This is a genomic window from Brumimicrobium mesophilum, assembly GCF_003025005.1.
GTDB classification, from domain to species: domain Bacteria; phylum Bacteroidota; class Bacteroidia; order Flavobacteriales_D; family Crocinitomicaceae; genus Brumimicrobium; species Brumimicrobium mesophilum.
The window spans coordinates 316073-336109 of record NZ_PVSS01000002.1 but is presented as its reverse complement, the minus strand read 5'-3'; the positions used below and the strand labels follow the sequence as shown (position 1 = coordinate 336109).

At 33.8% G+C, this 20037-nt stretch carries 19 protein-coding genes; 12 read left to right on the top strand and 7 right to left on the bottom strand.

Going from position 1 to position 20037, the window contains the following annotated elements:
- Positions 1–204: 204 nt before the first annotated feature.
- Together C6368_RS03145 and C6368_RS03140 are read right to left on the bottom strand one after the other, a co-directional pair.
- Positions 205–1470: a hypothetical protein gene (locus C6368_RS03145; RefSeq protein ID WP_107037726.1), complete on the bottom strand. Its 1266-nt coding sequence runs from the start codon at positions 1468–1470 to the stop codon at positions 205–207.
- Entirely contained in the window at positions 1467–2108 is a 642-nt protein-coding gene (locus C6368_RS03140) for an RNA polymerase sigma factor (RefSeq protein ID WP_159038407.1), read from the bottom strand. The genes C6368_RS03145 and C6368_RS03140 overlap by 4 nt, the downstream gene beginning before the upstream one ends.
- 95 nt (positions 2109–2203) lie before the next feature.
- Between C6368_RS03140 and C6368_RS03135 the strand changes: the two genes are divergently transcribed.
- Positions 2204–2686: a SixA phosphatase family protein gene (locus tag C6368_RS03135; protein WP_107037724.1), complete on the top strand. Its 483-nt coding sequence runs from the start codon at positions 2204–2206 to the stop codon at positions 2684–2686.
- 303 nt (positions 2687–2989) lie between these two features.
- On the opposite strand, the gene C6368_RS03130 is transcribed toward C6368_RS03135, so the two are convergent.
- Complete coding sequence (locus C6368_RS03130; protein WP_199851582.1) at positions 2990–3568, bottom strand: hypothetical protein; 579 nt, start codon at positions 3566–3568, stop codon at positions 2990–2992.
- Between the two features lie 414 nt (positions 3569–3982).
- Complete coding sequence (locus C6368_RS03120) at positions 3983–4909, bottom strand: malate dehydrogenase (RefSeq protein WP_107037722.1); 927 nt, start codon at positions 4907–4909, stop codon at positions 3983–3985.
- A gap of 252 nt (positions 4910–5161) precedes the next feature.
- Here C6368_RS03120 and C6368_RS03115 point away from each other — a divergent pair, with 252 nt between their 5' ends.
- Both C6368_RS03115 and C6368_RS03110 read left to right on the top strand, forming a co-directional pair.
- Positions 5162–5734: an RNA polymerase sigma factor gene (locus C6368_RS03115; protein ID WP_107037721.1), complete on the top strand. Its 573-nt coding sequence runs from the start codon at positions 5162–5164 to the stop codon at positions 5732–5734.
- Positions 5724–7001: a PKD domain-containing protein gene (locus C6368_RS03110; RefSeq protein ID WP_107037720.1), complete on the top strand. Its 1278-nt coding sequence runs from the start codon at positions 5724–5726 to the stop codon at positions 6999–7001. The genes C6368_RS03115 and C6368_RS03110 overlap by 11 nt, the downstream gene beginning before the upstream one ends.
- 430 nt (positions 7002–7431) lie before the next feature.
- On the opposite strand, the gene C6368_RS03105 is transcribed toward C6368_RS03110, so the two are convergent.
- Positions 7432–8721, bottom strand: coding sequence for a T9SS type A sorting domain-containing protein (locus tag C6368_RS03105; RefSeq protein ID WP_107037719.1), 1290 nt, complete (start codon positions 8719–8721; stop codon positions 7432–7434).
- Between the two features lie 362 nt (positions 8722–9083).
- Between C6368_RS03105 and rpsO the strand changes: the two genes are divergently transcribed.
- From rpsO to C6368_RS03085, 4 genes are all read left to right on the top strand, one after another.
- Positions 9084–9353 carry a 30S ribosomal protein S15 gene (gene rpsO, locus C6368_RS03100; protein ID WP_107037718.1) on the top strand — a complete coding sequence of 90 codons (270 nt, stop codon included), beginning with the start codon at positions 9084–9086 and terminating at the stop codon, positions 9351–9353.
- A 181-nt stretch (positions 9354–9534) separates the two neighbouring features.
- Positions 9535–11670 (top strand): polyribonucleotide nucleotidyltransferase, encoded by a 2136-nt coding sequence (locus tag C6368_RS03095; RefSeq protein WP_107037717.1) that lies wholly within the window; start codon positions 9535–9537, stop codon positions 11668–11670.
- A 122-nt stretch (positions 11671–11792) separates the two neighbouring features.
- Positions 11793–11936, top strand: coding sequence for a RhuM family protein (gene rhuM / locus C6368_RS03090; protein WP_107037716.1), 144 nt, complete (start codon positions 11793–11795; stop codon positions 11934–11936).
- A 128-nt stretch (positions 11937–12064) separates the two neighbouring features.
- Positions 12065–13117, top strand: a complete 1053-nt coding sequence (locus tag C6368_RS03085; RefSeq protein ID WP_159038406.1) for a PorP/SprF family type IX secretion system membrane protein — start codon at positions 12065–12067, stop codon at positions 13115–13117.
- A 33-nt stretch (positions 13118–13150) separates the two neighbouring features.
- On the opposite strand, the gene C6368_RS03080 is transcribed toward C6368_RS03085, so the two are convergent.
- Entirely contained in the window at positions 13151–14083 is a 933-nt protein-coding gene (locus C6368_RS03080; protein ID WP_107037714.1) for an alpha/beta hydrolase, read from the bottom strand.
- Positions 14084–14147: 64 nt separating this feature from the next.
- Here C6368_RS03080 and C6368_RS03075 point away from each other — a divergent pair, with 64 nt between their 5' ends.
- The 5 genes from C6368_RS03075 (at position 14148) to C6368_RS03055 (ending at position 19134) form a co-directional block, all read left to right on the top strand.
- Complete coding sequence (locus tag C6368_RS03075; RefSeq protein ID WP_107037713.1) at positions 14148–15347, top strand: anthranilate synthase component I family protein; 1200 nt, start codon at positions 14148–14150, stop codon at positions 15345–15347.
- Positions 15340–16530 (top strand): tRNA lysidine(34) synthetase TilS, encoded by a 1191-nt coding sequence (gene tilS / locus C6368_RS03070; protein WP_107037712.1) that lies wholly within the window; start codon positions 15340–15342, stop codon positions 16528–16530. The genes C6368_RS03075 and tilS overlap by 8 nt, the downstream gene beginning before the upstream one ends.
- A 421-nt stretch (positions 16531–16951) precedes the next feature.
- Positions 16952–17095: a hypothetical protein gene (locus tag C6368_RS17215; RefSeq protein ID WP_159038405.1), complete on the top strand. Its 144-nt coding sequence runs from the start codon at positions 16952–16954 to the stop codon at positions 17093–17095.
- Positions 17096–17139: 44 nt separating this feature from the next.
- Positions 17140–18345, top strand: coding sequence for a hypothetical protein (locus C6368_RS03060; RefSeq protein ID WP_107037710.1), 1206 nt, complete (start codon positions 17140–17142; stop codon positions 18343–18345).
- A 39-nt stretch (positions 18346–18384) separates the two neighbouring features.
- Positions 18385–19134 carry a hypothetical protein gene (locus tag C6368_RS03055; RefSeq protein WP_107037709.1) on the top strand — a complete coding sequence of 250 codons (750 nt, stop codon included), beginning with the start codon at positions 18385–18387 and terminating at the stop codon, positions 19132–19134.
- Between the two features lie 42 nt (positions 19135–19176).
- On the opposite strand, the gene C6368_RS03050 is transcribed toward C6368_RS03055, so the two are convergent.
- Positions 19177–20007, bottom strand: coding sequence for an alpha/beta fold hydrolase (locus C6368_RS03050; protein WP_234369074.1), 831 nt, complete (start codon positions 20005–20007; stop codon positions 19177–19179).
- Positions 20008–20037 lie beyond the last annotated feature (30 nt).

The following is a 20037-nucleotide window of genomic DNA, read 5'->3' as shown; positions in this document are numbered from 1 at the left end:
AATGTACTATTGAAATAAGAATTTGACAAGGAATATTTTATATTAATTTAAGATGTCTATCTGTTACTTTGCTTTGAATGTAGAATATTGTGCGGAATGGAAATGAGTTCATTTAACCTCAATTATTGGTTTGATATGAAGCTGAGAATAAGTCGGTTATTAGGTTTTATTCAAATAAGATTAATAAGGAACCTTGAAATCAAACTATTTCAATAGATTCATCCTTAGAGATAACTGTCCATATATTGGATTAGTCGTTGCAGATTCATTAAAATAAGCACCATCCTTAATTCTACCAGAAATATTAGTTCCTGTTTTTAACCCTAAAGAAATAGTTGGAGTGAACCTTTGTTCTATCCAAATGTATCCTTGTGTTGAGAAACTGTTCAAACCATTTCTATTTCCATATTGCCTTGTTGTATTGACGAGAATTTTATTTTCATAATTATTTAAATTCATCGAAGTTGTCATTAAATAATTCACTTGAGCACCAATTCCGAAAGAGGTGTTGTTCAATTCATAACCAAATTCTAATGGAATGTAAATGTCAAATAAGTTCTGGTAGGATAAATCCTTTTGCTGGTTAATCACCGTTGTTCCATTAATTGTTTTTCTTTGAGATACGATTAAATCCGCGTTACTTGTTAGCTGTGTTCCGAGTCCGGTACGCAACAAAACGTGATTCATATTGATTTCTAAATTTAAAGATAAATCAAACAATCTAGATTCGAATGGTCGACTGGTTTTGTAATTCTCCATCAATCCCGCATTGAATTTTGTGTATAAAATGTAGCGGATAGGTGCTTTAACATTTGAAGTAGATTGAATAATATTCCCAGAGCTACTTTGTGATAATTGATTCGTTTCTTCATATGGAAGTGAATAGTTGATTTTTTCAAACGCTGAAGTTCTGAATTGTGCATTTAAATTTTTATCCAATACCTTATCAGCGTGCTGTGAAAGGTTTTCAGTTTCTGATTTTAAATTATTCAATTCATTGGTATTAGTGTAGGTTACTGAATTCTTGCTTTTCTTAGCTGAAGAGCGCACAGATTCTCCATTTTCTTTCATCGCAATGACATTGTTTTTAAGATTCTTGCTTTCATATTCATCATTTATTGTAGAATTTTCAACTGCATTAAATTCATTGGAAATATTCAAGTTTTCCTGTTGATTAGAATTTTCAATTCTAGCATGATTTAATTTCTCGATATTTAAATTCACTTCTTCTCTCGCATAACGCTGTTCGATAGTTGAGTCGTCCATATTTAATGCAAATAATGAAAACAGGAGCACAGCAAAAGCTGCAGAACCTCCAAAAGCCCATAGTAAGAAAGCCTTTTTTCTAGCATCTCTAGCGTTAAGCATAGCATTCATTTCATTCCAATATGCTTTATTGTATTGCGGTGCTTTTTCAGCTTGCGCTGCATCACGAAACAATTGGTCTATATTTTTATTTTCTTCACTCATATTGCTAAGTTCTGCAATTTAATTTTTTCTTGTTTTTCGAGTAGTATTTTAAGTTCTTTCCTTGCAACGGATAAATGCCATTTTGAAGTTCCATCTGACATATCCATAATTTCACCAATTTCTTTATGGGTATAACCTTCAATTACATAAAGAATGAAAACACGTTTTGTGGCTGGTTTAAGGTATTCGAGTAATTGCATAATACTGGTTTCGGCGAAGTTCCTTTCAGCATCATTTATAATTCCATCAGCATGATACTCTAATTCCCGTTCTTGATCTCTTTTACTAATTCTTTCTCGGTATTTTCTGTTTTTTCGGTATTCGTCAATTAGCGTATTTGTCATCACACGTTTTGCCCAAGCAGCGAAAGGTACCTCCTCTAAGTCTAGTTTGTGTAAATTATCAATGATTTTTAGAAAAGCCACATTGTAAGCTGAGCGAGCATCTTGCTCACTATTGTGATAACGCTTGCAAATAGGAATCAAAAACAAATAACACGCCTCATAGAGTTTTTCTTGAGCTTTGCGCTTGTTTTTAATGCAAGCCTTGAGTAGTTTGACATCTATATGCATGTAGTTATTGACTCTTCTTATGTTTTCCTTGTTCCCCAAATTAATAAGAATAATGTATTTGAACACTTTTCATTAATTTAAACGGAATTTTAAGAGAATAGGTTGGTAAAATTCAATAAAATTTTGAAACTTCGCCATTTACAAATTAAAGAATAGAATTCATGAGATTATATTTACTTCGACATGGTGATGCAGAAAAGGAATCAAAAGAAGGAAAAGATTTCGATAGAGGCCTTACTGAGTTAGGTAGAAATCAAGTTGAACGTGTTAAGAAAAGATTAGAAAACGAATACAGTAATCATGAATTTACGGTATTTTCTTCTTCATCTCAAAGAACGAAAGAAACTTGGCAAATAATCGCTCCAGTTTTAGAAGTTGAGGAGCTAGAGTTTCTCGACGATTTGTATTTAGCTGAAAGAACTAAATTATTGAACTTTATTTGGAATGTTAATCACCCAACTGATGATGTGTTAATCATAGGGCACAATAAAGGGATTTCTGATTTAGCCTGCTATTTACTTGATGAAAGAATTAGTTTGCCAACAAGTGGATTTTTGGTTATCGACTTTCCAGATATAGATGAATTGAGTAAAACAAGTCTAGGAGCAGGGGTGAAGTTGAGTAAATGTTTTCCAGTGGAATAAAGGTTGTTTTGTGAGAAAATCCTAGGGAGAGAAGGTTGAAGCTTAGAGAGAGTGTACACGTGAAGGGAATGATTTACTTCGTGAGATGTTGGAATCAGGAATTATTTGCTTGATTATATGTAATAGCATATAATATTGTAAAACAGACTTGCACTATATTCATTTATATATAGTTTTTTAGATTTATTTAATAAACAACGATTGAGGCTTTGTGGCGGACTGTTTGCTATATCTTATATCGAAGATGACATACATTTCATTTACATCAATATTAAAATCGAAGGTATTGCTGCCTGTCGATTGTCACTTAAAAGTGTATCCAATACTCAATCCTGGCCAAGGAAAAGCCGCAAATCCAAGTCCAGCAACATTGCTTAGTGTTGAAAAACTACGATTTTTTACATTTCCCAGATTGCTAGTGCTCACACTCAATATATCTATCATTGGAGTTAATGTAGCTCTGAAAAACAATCCTCCTTGTAGTCTTTGAAAACGATATCCAATTTTAGGAGTTAAGTAAGCGTAGAAACTTGACTTTTTATTAGAATGTGGATTTACCAAAAGTGATGTCAAGCCGATTCCTAACTCTAAATGATGACTTTTTTTACCTAGTAACCAGTTATACGAGACAGGAATCCCGTAATAAATCCCATCTCCAAAATCTATAGGCTGTGGAACATAAACTAAACCTGCAGTAAACGAATTCATAAACCTTTTCTCGGTATTGAAAAGTCGATCATAATTCAATGACCAACAAAATCCTTGACCAAATGCCTCTGCATAAATTGTATTTCGTTCAAAATTGTCTTTTGTAGAATTTACTTGTCCAATGGATAAATTCCAACAAAAAAAGAATAGAGTAACAGTGATCAGCGTTTTCATAATTAATATTTTTATTGAACCATTATAGTAGTAAGACAATTTTCCCCATTGAAAAGTTACACTTGAATCTTAGGCTTATAGCTATTGGGGCTTGAAGCTTGACTTATGAAGTAGTATTGAAAGTTTTATTTCTAAATGTTTAATTCATGTATTCACCCCGCGGCCTGGATTGTCAAGGAAATCCTTTCTCTGCTGAGCTTTTACAAATAACGTAGCGAAAGAGCGACTAACGGAAGCTCCTTTGGGAAGATTAATTGTAAACTTGGCAGTGAAAGATTGAAGTAGAAAGCCAGAGTAGCCGCCCAAATAGGAATTAACACAATTTACCGGGCTTTTACTAGAGTAGTGGAAGCCATAAAAAAATGGTTGTTGAATTTCTCCAACAACCATTTCCATATAAAAGTATTTTGAATCTTATAAACTCAAAGCTCCATTTGTATCGCGAACTTTATCAGCTGCTTCATTAAATTTGGCTTTTTCGTCATCAGATAATTCGATTTCTACGATTTCTTCAACTCCGTTTCTTCCGATCAATGCTGGAACTCCCATACAAATGTCGTTTTGTCCGTATTCACCTTCTAAGTAAAGAGAACATGGGAACATTTTCTTTTGGTCACAAGCAATTGCTTGAACTAAAGCAGAAACTGCAGCACCTGGCGCATACCAAGCTGAAGTACCTAATAATTTAGTTAATGTTGCACCTCCAACACGTGTTTCTTGTTCTACTGTAGCCAATTGCTCATCGCTTAAGAATTGAGTTACAGGAACTCCGTTTCTTGAAGCCAATCTTGTTAATGGAACCATTCCAGTGTCACTGTGTGCACCAACTACCATTCCGTCAACGTCAGAAATTGGACATTCTAAAGCTTCCGCTAATCTGTATTTGAAACGTGCGCTATCCAAAGCTCCACCCATTCCAATAATTCTGTTTTTAGGAATATCTGTTGCTTTATGTACTAAGTAAGTCATTGTATCCATTGGATTACTCACAACAATAACGATAACATTTGGTGAATGAGCTACTAGTTGTTCAACAACAGTCTTAACAATGTTTGCATTTGTTCCGATCAATTCTTCTCTTGTCATTCCTGGTTTTCTTGGAATACCTGAAGTGATCACTGCGATATCTGAGTTAGCTGTTTTTGAATAATCGTTAGTTGAACCAACAATCTTTGTGTCAAATCCATTTAATGAGGCAGTTTGCATTAAGTCCATTGCTTTTCCTTCAGCAAAACCTTCTTTGATATCTAACACGCAAACTTCTGCTGCGAAATCCTTCATCGCAATATATTCTGCACAACTTGCTCCTACGGCACCTGCTCCAACAACTGTTACTTTCATTATGGTATAATTTTATTTTTTAATAGATTATTCTGCCCACGAAATTAAGAAATTAATCAAAAAAAGCAGCAGTATATCTGGAATAATTATCAATTAACCTTCGAATTTGAAATGTTTAAATAGGTATTTTATTCAAAGCATAAATTTTTTAGTTTTGCGGTCGACAAATTACAGGATAAAAGGTCAATTTAATATCTTTACGTTATTTAGGCAACCCCAGTAAATATCATTCGTTTTTAAAATGAAACAAAAGTGAACAACGACGAACTCAAAGAATTAATTCAACGCTGTGCCGAGCAAGATAGAAGTGCTCAGGAGCAGTTATTTAAATTGTTCTACGGGAAGATGATGGGGGTTTGTATGCGGTATACGAAAGATCGAGACAGAGCTCAAGAAGTTGTTCAGGAGAGTTTTATAAAGATCTTTGAGAAGCTAGGGGATTTTGATTTTAAAGGTTCGTTTGAAGGTTGGGTGCGCAGAATTATGGTGAATGCATCGATTGATGCTATCCGTAAAAGAAACCGTCAACCTTTTTCAACAGATGAAGAATATGTCTTCAATGACAGAAGTTCAGTTCAAGAACATGATTTCGATGAGGATATTACTAAAATCAAAGCAGAATATGCCATGGAAGCAATACAAGAATTGTCGCCAGCATATAGAACTGTTTTCAACTTGTTTGTGATTGAGAATTATTCGCATAAAGAAATTGCGGAGATTCTAGACATCAATGAAGGAACATCGAAATCAAACCTAGCTAAAGCAAAGCAAAATTTAAGAAAGATATTAAGCGAAAAATTTATCAATATAGATAATGAAAGATAATTTAGAAAAAGCGTTCAAAAGTAGTTTAGAGGAGTATGAAGTTGCATACGATCCTAAAGCTTGGGATGCAGTCAACTCACAATTAAATGCAAATGCTGCTGCCGGTGGTAGTGCAATTTCAAGTGCCTTTAAATGGGTGCTTTCAACTGTTTTGGTAGGAGCTGTAATTACAGGTTCTTTTTTCTTATGGAATGATGAGAATAAGCCAAAGATTACAGAAACTGCAGTTGTTCAAAATGAGGATCAATTGGAATCACCTATTACTGTTGTGCAAGAAGAGCAAAATAAAGAAGAAGGTGTTTCAACTGATAATTTAGAAGGAGTTGTTGAAGATTTAATTGTAACGAAAAAAGAAGTTCTTCCTGTTGTTAATGAGCAAATAAAGGTAGAGCCTAAGAAAGAAAAAGTTTCAATTAATGAAAAAAATGCACCAAAAGTTGAACCTAAGAAAGAAGAGCAGCCTACGCCCCCTATAGTTCCAGTGGAAAAATTGACGAAGAAAACTCAATATGTGGCAGGACATATCTCTAATGCGATTGTCTGTTACGGAGAAACTGTCGAAATCACGAATTCATTTAAAAATGATAAAGTTCGTTTCCAGTGGAATGGTGAATGGATTGAGTTGAATGGTGGTAATTCATTTGAATTAACTGTTAAAGAGTCTATTTCCATCAACTTTGTAAACAAAGAAGGTGAACTAATTGAAACGAAGTATATAAAGGTGCATGAGGCATTTTCTCCAGATTTCAATTTAGAAGCTAATATTTTTGAAGGTGGTTTGCCTGTGGTAATTGCCGAATCTTATGAAGATTTCGCTAACTATTCTTGGGATTTTGATGGTGATATTCAAAGAGAAGGAGCAATTGTGAAACATAACTTTTTCGATAAAGGTGAATACCAGATTTCATTGCAAGTTACAGATGCAAATGGATGCTCATCTGAAACTTCAAAAATAGTACGAATTAGAGATAAGTATAATTTAATGGCTGTAGATGCATTCAAACCAAATGGTTCAGATGTAAGAAACAGAGCATTTATGCCTTATTCTTTAACAGAGAGAGATGTTCGTTTCCAATTGACAATAGTTGATCCTATTGATAATGGTGTAGTATTTACTTCAACTGATGCTGACGAAGCTTGGGATGGGAAAGATCAAAGAACTGGGAAAATGACATCGAGTAACAAGTCATTTATTTGGAAGGTTCAAATTTTCAATCCAGAGATGAATGAGCGTCCTATTTATGCGGGAACCATCTTACATAATTGATTCTAATATTCTAATTCAAACAACCGGGAAGTTCAAATATTTCTGGATTTTACAAGGTGTTTAATTAGAAATAGAATAGAATAAATGAAAACATAGAATTTCATACTAAAGTACGATAAGTCTACCGACAGTCGACGGATTTTGGAAAAGCTCAAAGAGAAATCTTTGAGCTTTTTGATTTTATATATTAGACTTTTCTAGTAAAATAGGGTGACTCTCATTGCAATCTTTCTGTTTGATAATTGAAAAAAAAATTCAATCCAATATTCATAGGTGGACAGATCTCATTTAACTTATTCCCAATTTAATTTATTATTGGAATACCTCACTTCAAAATAAGTCATATGACTTAAAAAGGCAGAGCCTAATATATAAAAAAAAGCCTCAGTATTCTAATGACACTGAGGCAATAAAATTATTTATTGAACAATCATTCAACAACCAATTTCTTAGTCAAGATCCCTTTTTCGGTTTCTATTTTAACAAAGTAAACTCCCTTATTTAAAGAGCTGATATTGAAATCTGCAAATGAATCATTCACAGTTTGGGTTTGAATTGTTCTTCCATTCATATCTAAAAGAGTAATGTTTTCGATGTTAAAGCCTTCAAAAGAAATTGCAACTTCACTTTTCGCTGGGTTTGGATACATCAACAATAATTCATTCAATTCTTGGATAGTAATTCCGGCTGGATCATCTAATGGGTGACAAGCGATTGGGTCAGCCGGGGTATTACAAATACAAAAATCAACCTCGCCACAAACTTCACTCAATAGAAACTGAGTGATGTATTGTTCTGTTGTATCTAAATATGCTGCATTACTTTGATGAGGTACATGTCCTGCACCGTATTCAGCTTTGAAACAATTTTTAATTCCAAAGCTTTCAGCTTTGACATGAATGCTTTCGCTACCATCAACAACTAAAAGGTCGAAAATAGCCACTGTAATTAAACCCGTTCCGAATGGCACAGTAACGTCGGCATCTCCATGTAAACTCAAAACAGGTGTTGTGCTATTTGACATCCAAGCAGCATCACCAATTGCGCCTGCTAAGTTTACAATCGCTTTTACGTCTGAAGTGTAACCAGGATTTCCCGAATTCCCTTCAAGTCCCCCAGTCAAAGAAGGATCATTCATATTTATATGGTTTGGAATTTCGGATAATTGATCTAAATAGGCCAGGTGTAAAGCGATAAATCCACCGGCAGAACTACCAACCAAATAAATATTTGTAGTATCAATTCCATAGGGGTTATTGTCCTCAGCCACAGATTTTTTAAAGAATCGAACGGCTGCCCTTGCATCTTGAGTTCCTCTCATAACGGCTTCAGAAGCCCCTGAAGGACCTGGTCCTGTTGGTGTAAATAAATCTTTCATTCCTAATCTATAACTTATAGAAGAAGTTACATATCCTTTTTTTGCATATATTTCTGCTAAAGGAACAACATCAATCCCTATTTTAGAGCCTAAAACAAAAGAGCCACCATGAATAAATATGATTAACGGTCTTGTATTCTCAGTGTCTCCAGAGGGTTGGTAAACATCTAAAAATAAATTTTGCGTAGTGCCGTCAAAGTTTAAATTTGAGCCATATTGAATATCAGATGTTACATCAATATTTGTGAACTGGTTTGTGTCATATCTTCCTCCAGTACAGTTTTGTGCTTCAACTGAAAAGAAAGTGGCTAGAAAAGCGCCCATTAAATAGATTTTTTTCATTTATTTGAAGTTTAAGATTTGAATGATATATAGTTCCTAATATTAGAAAGGAATATTACATTAAAAGTAGTTTATTTTTGGGATTAATTTAAATTGAAGGAGCTAAATGTGATGAGAAATAGAGTTTTGTGCTGCAGATGTGATTGTTAAAGCTATTTTGATATCGATTATAATTATTCTATAAGTGCAATGATTGATTAAAGATTGATGCAATTTTATCCCGAGTTTAACACTTAAATATAAAGAACTACAGAATTCATTTAAAATAAATTACCAATTAATAGCTAAACCAAATAAAACCACTATCTTTGCGGCTGTGTTTAAAGAAACACGTACATAAAAATCATTAAACAAATATTGGAATGTATTTAGCAACTGAAAAGAAAGAAGAAATTTTTAAAAAGCACGGGAAGTCTGAGAAAGACACTGGTTCTGCAGAAGGGCAGATTGCTTTATTTACTTACCGTATCAGTCATTTGACTGGTCACTTGAAGAACAATCGTAAAGATTATGCTACGCAAAGAGCACTTCAATTGTTAGTAGGTAAAAGAAGAAGTCTTTTGGATTACTTAAAGAAAAAAGACATCCTGCGTTACCGTGCGATAGTTAAAGAATTAGGATTGAGAAGATAATTTTTGATCAACATAATTTAAATAAAAAGGGGAGCAATCGAGATCATTCGAAGTTCCCCTTTTTTGTTAAAATACAGCAAGGGAAACTAATTTCTTTAATTTTTTGATAAGAAGTTTTTAAAAACAAGCATAACGCAGTATTTGAAGACTTGTTGTAAAACAAATAAGTAAATAAATAAATATGAATATAGGAATAAAAAAGTCCATCACTATCGGAGGTAAAGATATCTCAGTAGAGACTGGTAAGCTTGCAAAGCAGGCTGACGGTTCGGTAGTGTTACAAATGGGTAACACAGTATTATTAGCTACAGCTGTGTCTTCAAAAGAAGCTAAAGAAGGAATCGATTTTCTTCCATTAACAGTTGATTACCGTGAGAAATTTGCGGCAGCTGGACGTATCCCTGGTGGATTCTTACGTCGTGAGGCTCGTCCTTCTGATATGGAAGTTTTAATCATGCGTTTAGTTGATAGAGCATTAAGACCATTGTTTCCAGATGATTATCATGCGGATACACAAGTAATGATTCAAATGATGGCTTACGATGGTGAGCACATGCCTGATACATTGGCTGGATTTGCTGCATCTGCTGCGATTGCTGTTTCTGATATTCCATTTAATGGACCAATGTCTGAAGTGCGTGTTGCACGTGTTGATGGTGAATTTATTGTTAATCCATTGAAATCTGAACTTGATAGAGCAGATATGGAATTAATGATTGCTGGTACAATGAAGGATGTTGTGATGATCGAAGGTGAAATGCACGAAGCACAAGAATCTGAATTGATCGAAGCAATTAAAATCGCACACGAAGCAATTAAAGAACAATGTCAGTTCCAAATTGATTTGGCTGCTGAAGTTCCAACTTCATCTCCAAAAAGAGAATACTGTCACGAAGATAATGATGCTGACTTAGCACAAAGGATTAATGACTTTGCATTCGCAAAATGTCAAGAAGTTGCTCGTCAAGGTTCAGCAGATAAAAATAAGCGTTCTGAAGGATTCAAAGCAATCAAAGAAGAGGTAAAAGCATTGTTTACAGAAGAAGAATTAGCTGAGCACGGTAAGTTGGTGAGCACTTATTACTCTAAAACAATGAAGGAAGCTGTTCGTGATGTAATCTTGAACGAGCGTATCCGTTTAGACGGAAGAAAATTTGATGAAATTCGTCCAATCTGGAGTGAAGTAAATTATTTACCAATGGTTCACGGTTCTGCTGTGTTTACACGTGGTGAAACTCAATCGTTGACAACACTTACTTTAGGTGGTAAAATGCAAGAGCAAATGATTGACTCTGCAACTAGACAAGGAACTGAGAAATTCATGTTACACTATAACTTCCCTCCATTTAGTACGGGAGAAGCTTACCCAATTAGAGGGGTTTCTCGTCGTGAAATTGGTCACGGAAACTTGGCATTGCGTGCATTAAAGTACGTATTGCCAGAAGATAATCCTTATACAATTCGTTTGGTTTCAGAGATTTTAGAGTCTAATGGTTCTTCTTCAATGGCTACTGTTTGTGCAGGTACACTTGCATTAATGGATGGTGGTATTCCAATCAAAGCACCAGTTTCTGGTATTGCGATGGGATTAATCATGAACAAAGAAGGGAAATATGCTGTATTGTCTGATATCTTAGGAGATGAAGATCACTTAGGAGATATGGATTTCAAAATTACAGGTACTGCAAACGGAATTACTGCATGTCAAATGGACATTAAAGTAGACGGATTACCTTACGAAGTATTGACAGAAGCTTTAGAGCAAGCAAAAGAAGGAAGAATGCACATTTTAGGAGAGATCTTAAAAACTATTTCTGAGCCAAATGCTGATCTTAAGCCATCTGCACCAAGAGTTGAAACTATTCGTGTTCCTAACGAAGCGATTGGAGCAATCATCGGGCCTGGTGGAAAAATCATTCAACAAATTCAAAAAGACACAGGAGCAACTGTGATGATTGAAGAGGATGAGAAAACTGGAGAAGGTATCGTTCAAATCTTAGCTGATGGAGCGGAGAAAATGGATGCTGCAACGAAATCTATTCGTTCAATTGCATTCCCTCCAACTGTTGAAGAAGGTGCAATTTACGAAGGTAAAGTGAAGTCTGTTCAAGCTTATGGAGTATTCGTTGAGATTATGCCAGGAGTTGATGGATTGATTCACGTATCAGAATTTGCAAACGAGCGTATTGCTAAAATGGAAGATGTTGCCAAAGAAGGTGATTTACTGAAGTTCAAAGTGGTTGGTCGTGATCCAAAATCTAAGAAATGGAAACTTTCAAGAAAAGTTCTATTAGAAAAAGAAGAGAAAAAAGATTAATCTTTAAGCTTAATTTTTAAAATATAAACCGTCTCGAGTAATTGAGACGGTTTTTTTGTTTTACATACTTATTTTTCACCGCCAAAAAATTGAATGATGATGGCTTCAAGTTGTGACAATCTATGATTTACTCCAATGAGTTGCATGAACGTTTTCGTGAGGTTCGCATTTCGGAAAAGTTTTTCTATCAGAAAATTAAAAATTTTTATACGTCAAGTATTGACTATAATCCAAAGGACGAAAAAACAATTGAGTTCATTAAATAGTTAAAGAAAAGGAGAAAAGCTTACACGAATTAGTTGATGATATTCCAAAAATGATAAGTAACAAAGATTAATTTTCATAGAACTTTAAGTTTCTTAGGTTTCTATAATTTGTTTACATTTACCACACTTTGAAAGGAACACTTCTATATCGCTTGTTAATTTACTGCAGTCTTTTTTTTGCGGTTCTATTTACTAATCAAATTTCTGCACAAGATTTTCATTTTTCACAAATGAAATATTCTCCGCTAAGTGTGAACCCATCCCTTGCAGGTCTGAACGGAAAATATAATGCGATAGCAAACTACCGAACACAATGGAATAGTGTGGCGTCTCCCTATACAACTCTTGGCGCTTCTTTTGACGCAAATTTTAATCACCCTTCGAATCGAACTGGATTCCTAGCATTAGGAGTTAATTTCTATCATGATGTGGCAGGGGACTTAAATATGACGACTTCAAATGTGAACTTAAATCTTGCTTATCATATTAGAATTGACAGAACAAGCACCTTTGGTTTAGGTGTACAATTTGGATATGCGCAACGTGGAATCGATCAGGTCAATGGCTTGTTTGCTAGTCAATATGATGGGAGTGATTTTGATCCAGCTATTTCAAGTGGAGAAAGTTTTGGAAACAGCAATTTTGGATATGTTGATGCTGGAGGTGGTTTTGTTTATAAACACAATTCTTTAAGTCAAAATTCATTTCGTTCTGATGGTTTTATCTTTACTGCAGGTGCAGCAGCTTATCATTTAGTTCGTCCGGATTATTCCTTTATTCAAGGAGGGAATGAAGATCTTTCAATAAGGTATTCTGGATTTATTGATGCTGAATTTACTTTGAATGGTTCTCGTTTCAATTTGATGCCAGCATTATATTATCATCGCCAAGGAAGTTCCCAAGAAATACTGGGAGGAACATATATTAAATATCAAATTATTCAATCCACTACAAGGACAAGTTTTAGAAATGACTTCTCAATTTCCTACGGAGCTTTCTACAGATTCCAGGATGCGTTTGTAAATAAGTTGATCATAGATTTTAGTGGATTTGCCATTGGAATAGCTTATGATGTGAACGTTTCATCCTTAACTCAAGCCAGCAGAGGAAGAGGAGGAGTGGAATTTATGTTCAGGTATTATTTATCGGATAAATTAGCAGGGAAATCCAGAATTAAATAATTACGAATTTAGTTGGGTGTCAAAATTCAATACTCACTTTACAAACCCAACAATTACAGGAATCAACTCTTTATGTAAAGGTAATTTCGGATCGTAATAGGTTTTCATGTTTTCTTCTTTGTTTTCCGGAGCAGTTTTTAATACATGATTCATTCCATCAATGATTTTTAATTCTGCTTCAGCATTTCCTTCTTTTTGAAGTTTTGCATCTTCCTTGACAACCTGAATATCGGTTGAACCATGAATGATAAGCACTGGAATGTCTAATTTTCCAATTTCAATCTTTGGGTCATATATTAACCATGAAATGATGTAGGGTTGAATATCTTCTCTAAATAATCCAGCTAACTCTGGAGAAAATTCACTTACAGTTTCGCCGTTTTTCATTTTAGTTAAGAGCGTTTTTGTTTCTTCTAAAAAGATTGGAGATTGATTTCCGATTTGTTCTGACAAAACAACATCAATTTCACGGCCTGTTCCGGCAAGGGAAATAAATTTTGAAACTTTCCTTTGTTGTGCAGCCAGCATTCCAATTAATGAACCTTCAGAATGTCCGATTAAGATAATGTTTGTGAATTTCTTTTTCTCCAAATAATCAATCCATGCGGTGACCTGATCTGAATTGTCTTCAAATCGGTAATCCTTTTCTGTTAATTCTCCTTGACTTTCACCAATCATTAATTTGTCATATCGTAAGCTGGAAATTCCATTTTCGGAGAGTTCTTGGGCTAATAATTTGTAGGAATTCGGTTGAATGAAAGTACTGTTCCCATTTCTATCTGTTGGTCCAGAACCAGGAATAATAATTACGACAGGTGCTTCTTTATATTTTTTCACCTGAATTAAGTTTCCATAAATTGTCCCTTTATCACTTTTGATTTTGACTTCGGATTCTTTTTGTGAAAAAGTGACAAATGATGTTGCGAAAAATAATACAACAAGTACAATCCAATTCAAATGCTTCATGGTAATTTCTTATTTTCGTGTTTTCAATTCAATTTTACTGTAATAATAAGGAATATATTTTTTGATGGACAAAATCTTCACTTTTTTAACGAATAATAAAAATCAATCGATTTTGGCTTTTGATGCATTGGATGTATTTGAATGTAGCAGTCGTAATTGTTTAGAAAATGCATCTGATTTTATTGATAAACATACGAATGATTATCGATTTGGTTTTTTGAGTTATGACCTGAAAAATGAAATTGAAGATTTAGATTCTCAGAATCCAGACCGAATAGGATTTCCGAAAATTGGATTTTTCGTGCCTAAATATGTTGTGGAATGGGATGAAAATGGTCAACAAACTTTTCTGAAAGGTGAAGCTGACCAAAATTCATTAAGTTTTATTCAAGAGTTTGAAAATCAGAGAAGTATTTTGCCACTTAATAAGGTGGAATTAACTGCAGGATTAAGTAAACCTGAGTATATTTCAAAAATTGAAAAACTACGTGAAGAGATTCAATATGGTAATATTTATGAAGTTACATATTGTCAAGAGTTTTATGCGGAAAACAGTGAAATAGCACCTTTGCCCAGCTATTTTGAACTGAATCGGAAAACAAAAGCTTCTTTTTCGTGTTTTTTGGAGTGGAAAGGAAAATATCTACTTTCTGCAAGTCCAGAGCGCTTTTTAAAACGTGAAGGAAACAGATTGATTTCACAACCTATCAAAGGAACTGCCAAAAGAGGAAAGACTCAAGATGAGGATGTACAATTGAAAACCGATTTATTGGCAAGTGAAAAGGAACGTGCAGAAAACGTGATGATTGTTGATTTGGTAAGGAATGATTTGTCTCGAATTGCAGAAAGAAACTCTGTTCAAGTGGATGAATTATTTGGGGTTTATACTTTTGAAACTGTGCATCAATTGATTTCGACTGTTTCCGCAACAATAAACGAAAAAGTGACTATTCTCGAAATACTAAAAGCTTTGTTTCCAATGGGAAGTATGACGGGAGCTCCAAAAATTAGCGCAATGAAGCTAATTGAAGAACATGAAACGTTCAAAAGAGGTTTGTATTCCGGAAGTGTTGGTTATTTCAGTCCAAATGGAGATTTTGATTTCAATGTGATTATTCGTAGTATTTTGTACAATGAAAAAACGCAAAATATCAGTTGTCCAGTTGGAGGAGCGATTACATTAAAATCTTCACCTGAATCGGAATATGAAGAATGTATGATTAAAGTAAGAGCCTTAAAAGAAGTTTTATTGACCTATGGATAATTCAGCAAAATATTGGGTTGCTTGCAGCGGAGGAGTTGATTCTGTTGTATTATTGCATTTAATGCATGAACAGAAAAAGGATGTAGGTATTTTGCATTGTAATTTTCATTTACGAGGAGAATCTTCGAATGGTGACGAAGCATTTGTACGTGCATTGGCCAAAAAGTTAAATATTCCTGTTCGAGTAAATGAATTTGAAACGAAGAAATTCAGTAAGGAAAATAAGATGAATACGCAATTGGCAGCACGACAATTGCGCTACAATTGGTTTGACGAAGTTATTGAAAACGAGGGGGGAACAGTGCTTTTGGCGCATCATTATGATGATCAAGTGGAGACATTCTTCTTACAGCTAAGAAGAGGCGGAAAGGTAAGAAGTCTAGCGGGAATGCCTGTTTTCAGAAATGGATATTTACGTCCGCTTTTGAAACATACAAAAAATGATCTCATTTCTTTGGCCAACAAACAAGGTTGGAAATGGCGTGAAGATATTTCGAATGCTTCAAATAATTATACACGAAATTGGTACAGAAACGAAATTTTACCTTGGTTGAAATCCAATAATTTCCCAATACAAGATGTAGTTTCAATTGTCGAATCTTATCAGCAAGTTTTAAAGTTTTTAAAAGGATTTCCAGTTCCAGATTCCATATTAATTGCCGATTGGAACGAATTAACAATTTGGGAGAAAGAGTATATTCTATCGGAACAAGATTTGGGTGAATACTCAACCTCAGAGATTAAAAAACTCACAATTTCAGAAAAGGGAAAGTTTATTGGTAATGATTTTACTAAATTATGGAATGAAGGAAAGGAGTTGATTTTTGTGAAGCGAAGAGAAGAAGAAACTCAGTTTCAATTGGAAATTCAAGAACTTTCAAAAGAAGATGTAGAGTTAAATCAAAATGATTTGTTAATAGACGCTTCTTTAATAAAAGGGAGGCTAACTTTCAGAAAGTGGCAATCTGGTGACCGTTTTCAACCTTTGGGAATGAAAGGAGAAAAGTCAGTTGGGAAGTTTTTGCGAGACAGAAAAGTTTTGGCCCATGTAAAGGAGGATATTCAAGTTTTAGTATGTGAAAAGGGCAATATTATTGGAATTTTTGGATTTGGAGTAAGTGAGAAGTTTAAAGTTGATTCGACAACAGTTCAAATAATTTCAGTGCAATTGAAGAAAATTTAGTTTAAAAATTAGCTGCATTAAGATCCTTTATTTGTTCAATTTTTTATATTTAGTTTCACATAGAACTTACCGTTTAGATCTATCAATGAAACCAAGGCTACTTATTAATTTTCTTGCTCTTCTGGTTTTATCAGCTTTTCTATATTCGTGTGGAATGAGTTTTAATGGTATTTTTGAAAAACGCAAGCACTTGAAAGGTTGGCACTTTAAAACTGCCAAAAACGTCCAAAATAACGCAGTTTCCAACAATGAAAAGACGGATTTTGTAATTGTTTCAAAAAAACTCATTTAGATTCGAGATTTCAAGTTTCTGAATTATATCAAGTTAGCCATTAAATCACACTCGAATATCGTAATAAGGAGAAATCAATCCATAATATCAATTCTCTATTTTGGATATACATTATTTGATTACTTCACGATGCAAGTTAGAAATCGCTCGGTAGGAGATTACTCTTGGATTTATCAAGAAAGTTTGAGAAGAACTGGAATTAGGTTTGGAATTGCAATTGCCTTTTTTGGAATTCTTTATATTATTGGTTACTATTATGGTGGTTATTCGTGAATAATCGAAAAGTTTTTACACTCACTTCACTAATGATAGAACTTATGAAATCAAGATTTATATTTTACCTACTTTCACTTTCCTTTTTATCGTTGTTCTTGTATTCTTGTGGAGCAAGTGGAAATGGTTTATTCGAAAAGCGGAAGCATTTGAAAGGTTGGCATTTCAATAAGAAAAGTAATATTTCTAAAACGTCAGAAAAGAGTTCTCCTCGTGAAGAATTTTCAAAAAACAGAAATATCAATGAATCAAATTTAAATTCTTCAACTTTTAATGAAAAAGTAGTATTGGATTTTCAAGGTGTGGCGAATAATTTCAAAAATGGAAATTCAAAAAATCATTTAACTAAAAATCATAAAGTTGAAAAAATTAATGATGAAAATCGATCTATTACTCCAAAAGAAGAAGATTTAAAAAAATCTATACCAAGTAATCACGATTTAGATAGGGAAGAGGTTCAAACATCCAAAACGAAAACGAGTAGCGCTGATGATACTGCTACAAGCACAAACTCTTGGAATTACCATAGCTTTTTTTTACTATCATTTTTCGCTCCATTCCTCGTGAAAAGGAGACATACAAGGAAAATTCAGCATTGGGCGGCAGATAATCTCAAACAATCACGAAGTTTATTGATTGGTGCTAAAGGAGCATTGATTGGAACATCATTAGGACTAGGGCACATGCTTGAAATTCCTTTTTCTAATATCCATTTAGGAATATCACTGGCGGGAATTGGAATGAGTTATGGATTATGGGAATTTTGGAAAAATCAAGGGTCGTTGAATTCGACCAAGAAACTTGCGTTGATTGGGGCGGTCAATACATCATCTAGTTTTGGTTTTTTTATGGCCGGTGGAATGATGAATAATATCTCTCAATTTTCCAATTGGTCACTTTCTTCTGGAATTATCAATAATGTTGAGCCAATAAACCAAACTTCATCTGGTAACACAACATTTGTTAATGTTTTACTTATTATCCTATTCACTTTATTATTGCTGTTATTACTATATGTAATAGCGGCAGTGTCTTGTCTAATTATATGCTCCGGAGGAGAAGTAGCTGGGTTGTTGTTTGCAGCTGTTGGCGTAGCGCTAATTATTTTTTTATATGTAATGGCTATCTCTAGATTATTTAACAAAGACAAGGAAAACAAAGAAGGTAATGGCAATAAAGCGCTTATTATAGCCACAGTTATTGTAGCATTTATCACCTTGCTTGTATCTTTAGGTGCGAATGGAATTTGATTTTAGAGTATTAACCATAACAGGAGTAAGACTACTTTTATGAAATTTCAAACATCACATCTTTTCTTTATCTCGGTTGTTTTAACTGCTCTCTTTTCTTCGTGTGGAGCAGTGAATAAAGGTGTTTTTGATAAAAGAAAACATAGCAGGGGATGGCATTTTCAAAAGAAAGGGAATTCAAATATTTCTTCATCTCATAAGAACGAAGATAAAAACTCAAGGTACTCCAATCATTTCAAAGCATCTAATTTAACACTTGAAACAGATCAAGAAATAAATGAAGTGATTTCAGAAAATAATATAAGAAAAAAGGGAATTGATTTAAATAAGAACATATCTACCTCATATGTGGAAGATATGAAATTTAAAGATGTGAATGTAAACACTGAAAGTAGCGAGATAGTGCTTTATGAGAAGAAAATTTCAAATATTAAAGTAGAAAATGTTGAGAAAATTGAACCTGAAGAACCGGAGGAGCCTTTTATTTTGGATCCGTTTGAAAGAGCTTTTCGATTTTTGTTAATTTACTTTTTGACTGGACTTTCAGGAGTTGTTTTAACTGGAGCTTTTGTACTACTTCTTCCTTTAATAGGTATCATACCCGGATTAATATTAATAGTGATAGGACTGTATTTCCTTATTTCGCTCTTTGTTTATCATGTTTTAAGACTCTATATGAGGGTAGATGGTGATGAAATTTGGTCTTTTAAGAAAACATTACGCATAATTGGATTAATATACTTTCCATTGATTTTCGGTTTGTATTTTCTAGTATTATCTGGATTTTAGAAGTTAATCATTTTGTTTTTTACTGTAAATTTCGATAAATAATCAATCAAACGCTTCAAAAGTCATCAAAGCCAAAAGTTCTTTCTCTATATGAGGTTTGAAAATATCATGTCCATATGGAATAGTCTTTAAAGCTTCGGGTTTATTGAGTTTGTTCAAAAACAACGAAGCGCTTTTTAGGGTGATTATTTGATCTTGTTCTCCAATAATTAAATTAAAATTTACAGCGTTTTTATCAATGGCAGATTTTATTTCTTCCATAGAAGGTCTTAAATTTCTGAAGGCGCTCCAAGATTTAAAAGCTATTTCTAGTTTTTCTTGATCTGAGGTGTAGTAGTCTAAAAAGCTTAGTATTTTAGGATGTATAATTTTTCCTTTTTCTAATGTTCTAGAAATAGACATTAATTCTTCTGGTTTTTTTACCCATCGTTTGAACAATTTTCTAGTCCACCATTGTCTTTGAGACCAACTATAGAAATTTTTATCATTCAATCCGTCTGGAGCAATTAAAAACATACTTTTAACGCGTTTTGCAAAAGTTGGAAATACACTTAAAGTAAATCGGCCGCCTTGAGAATACGCGACCCAATGAAAATCTTGGACTTTTTCTTTAATGAATATTTTTTCTAACAATTTTTCAACATGTTCTTTAGTTATTAAATCCTTATCAATTCTACTTGGATTAAATATAGAATGGCCATGTAAGAATAGATGTACAGATATGATTTTTCGAGATTTTTTCTCTAGGAACCGGAAGTCTTCTGCTGATCTGCCGTTCCCATGGAAGCAAAGAATAACGGTGTTTCCAGTGCCATATACTTCATAAAAAAGTTGCAAATCTTCATGTGATACATTTCTTAATTTAGGTTCCATTTTGCTTTGCATAATTTGAAGTCTTCTCTG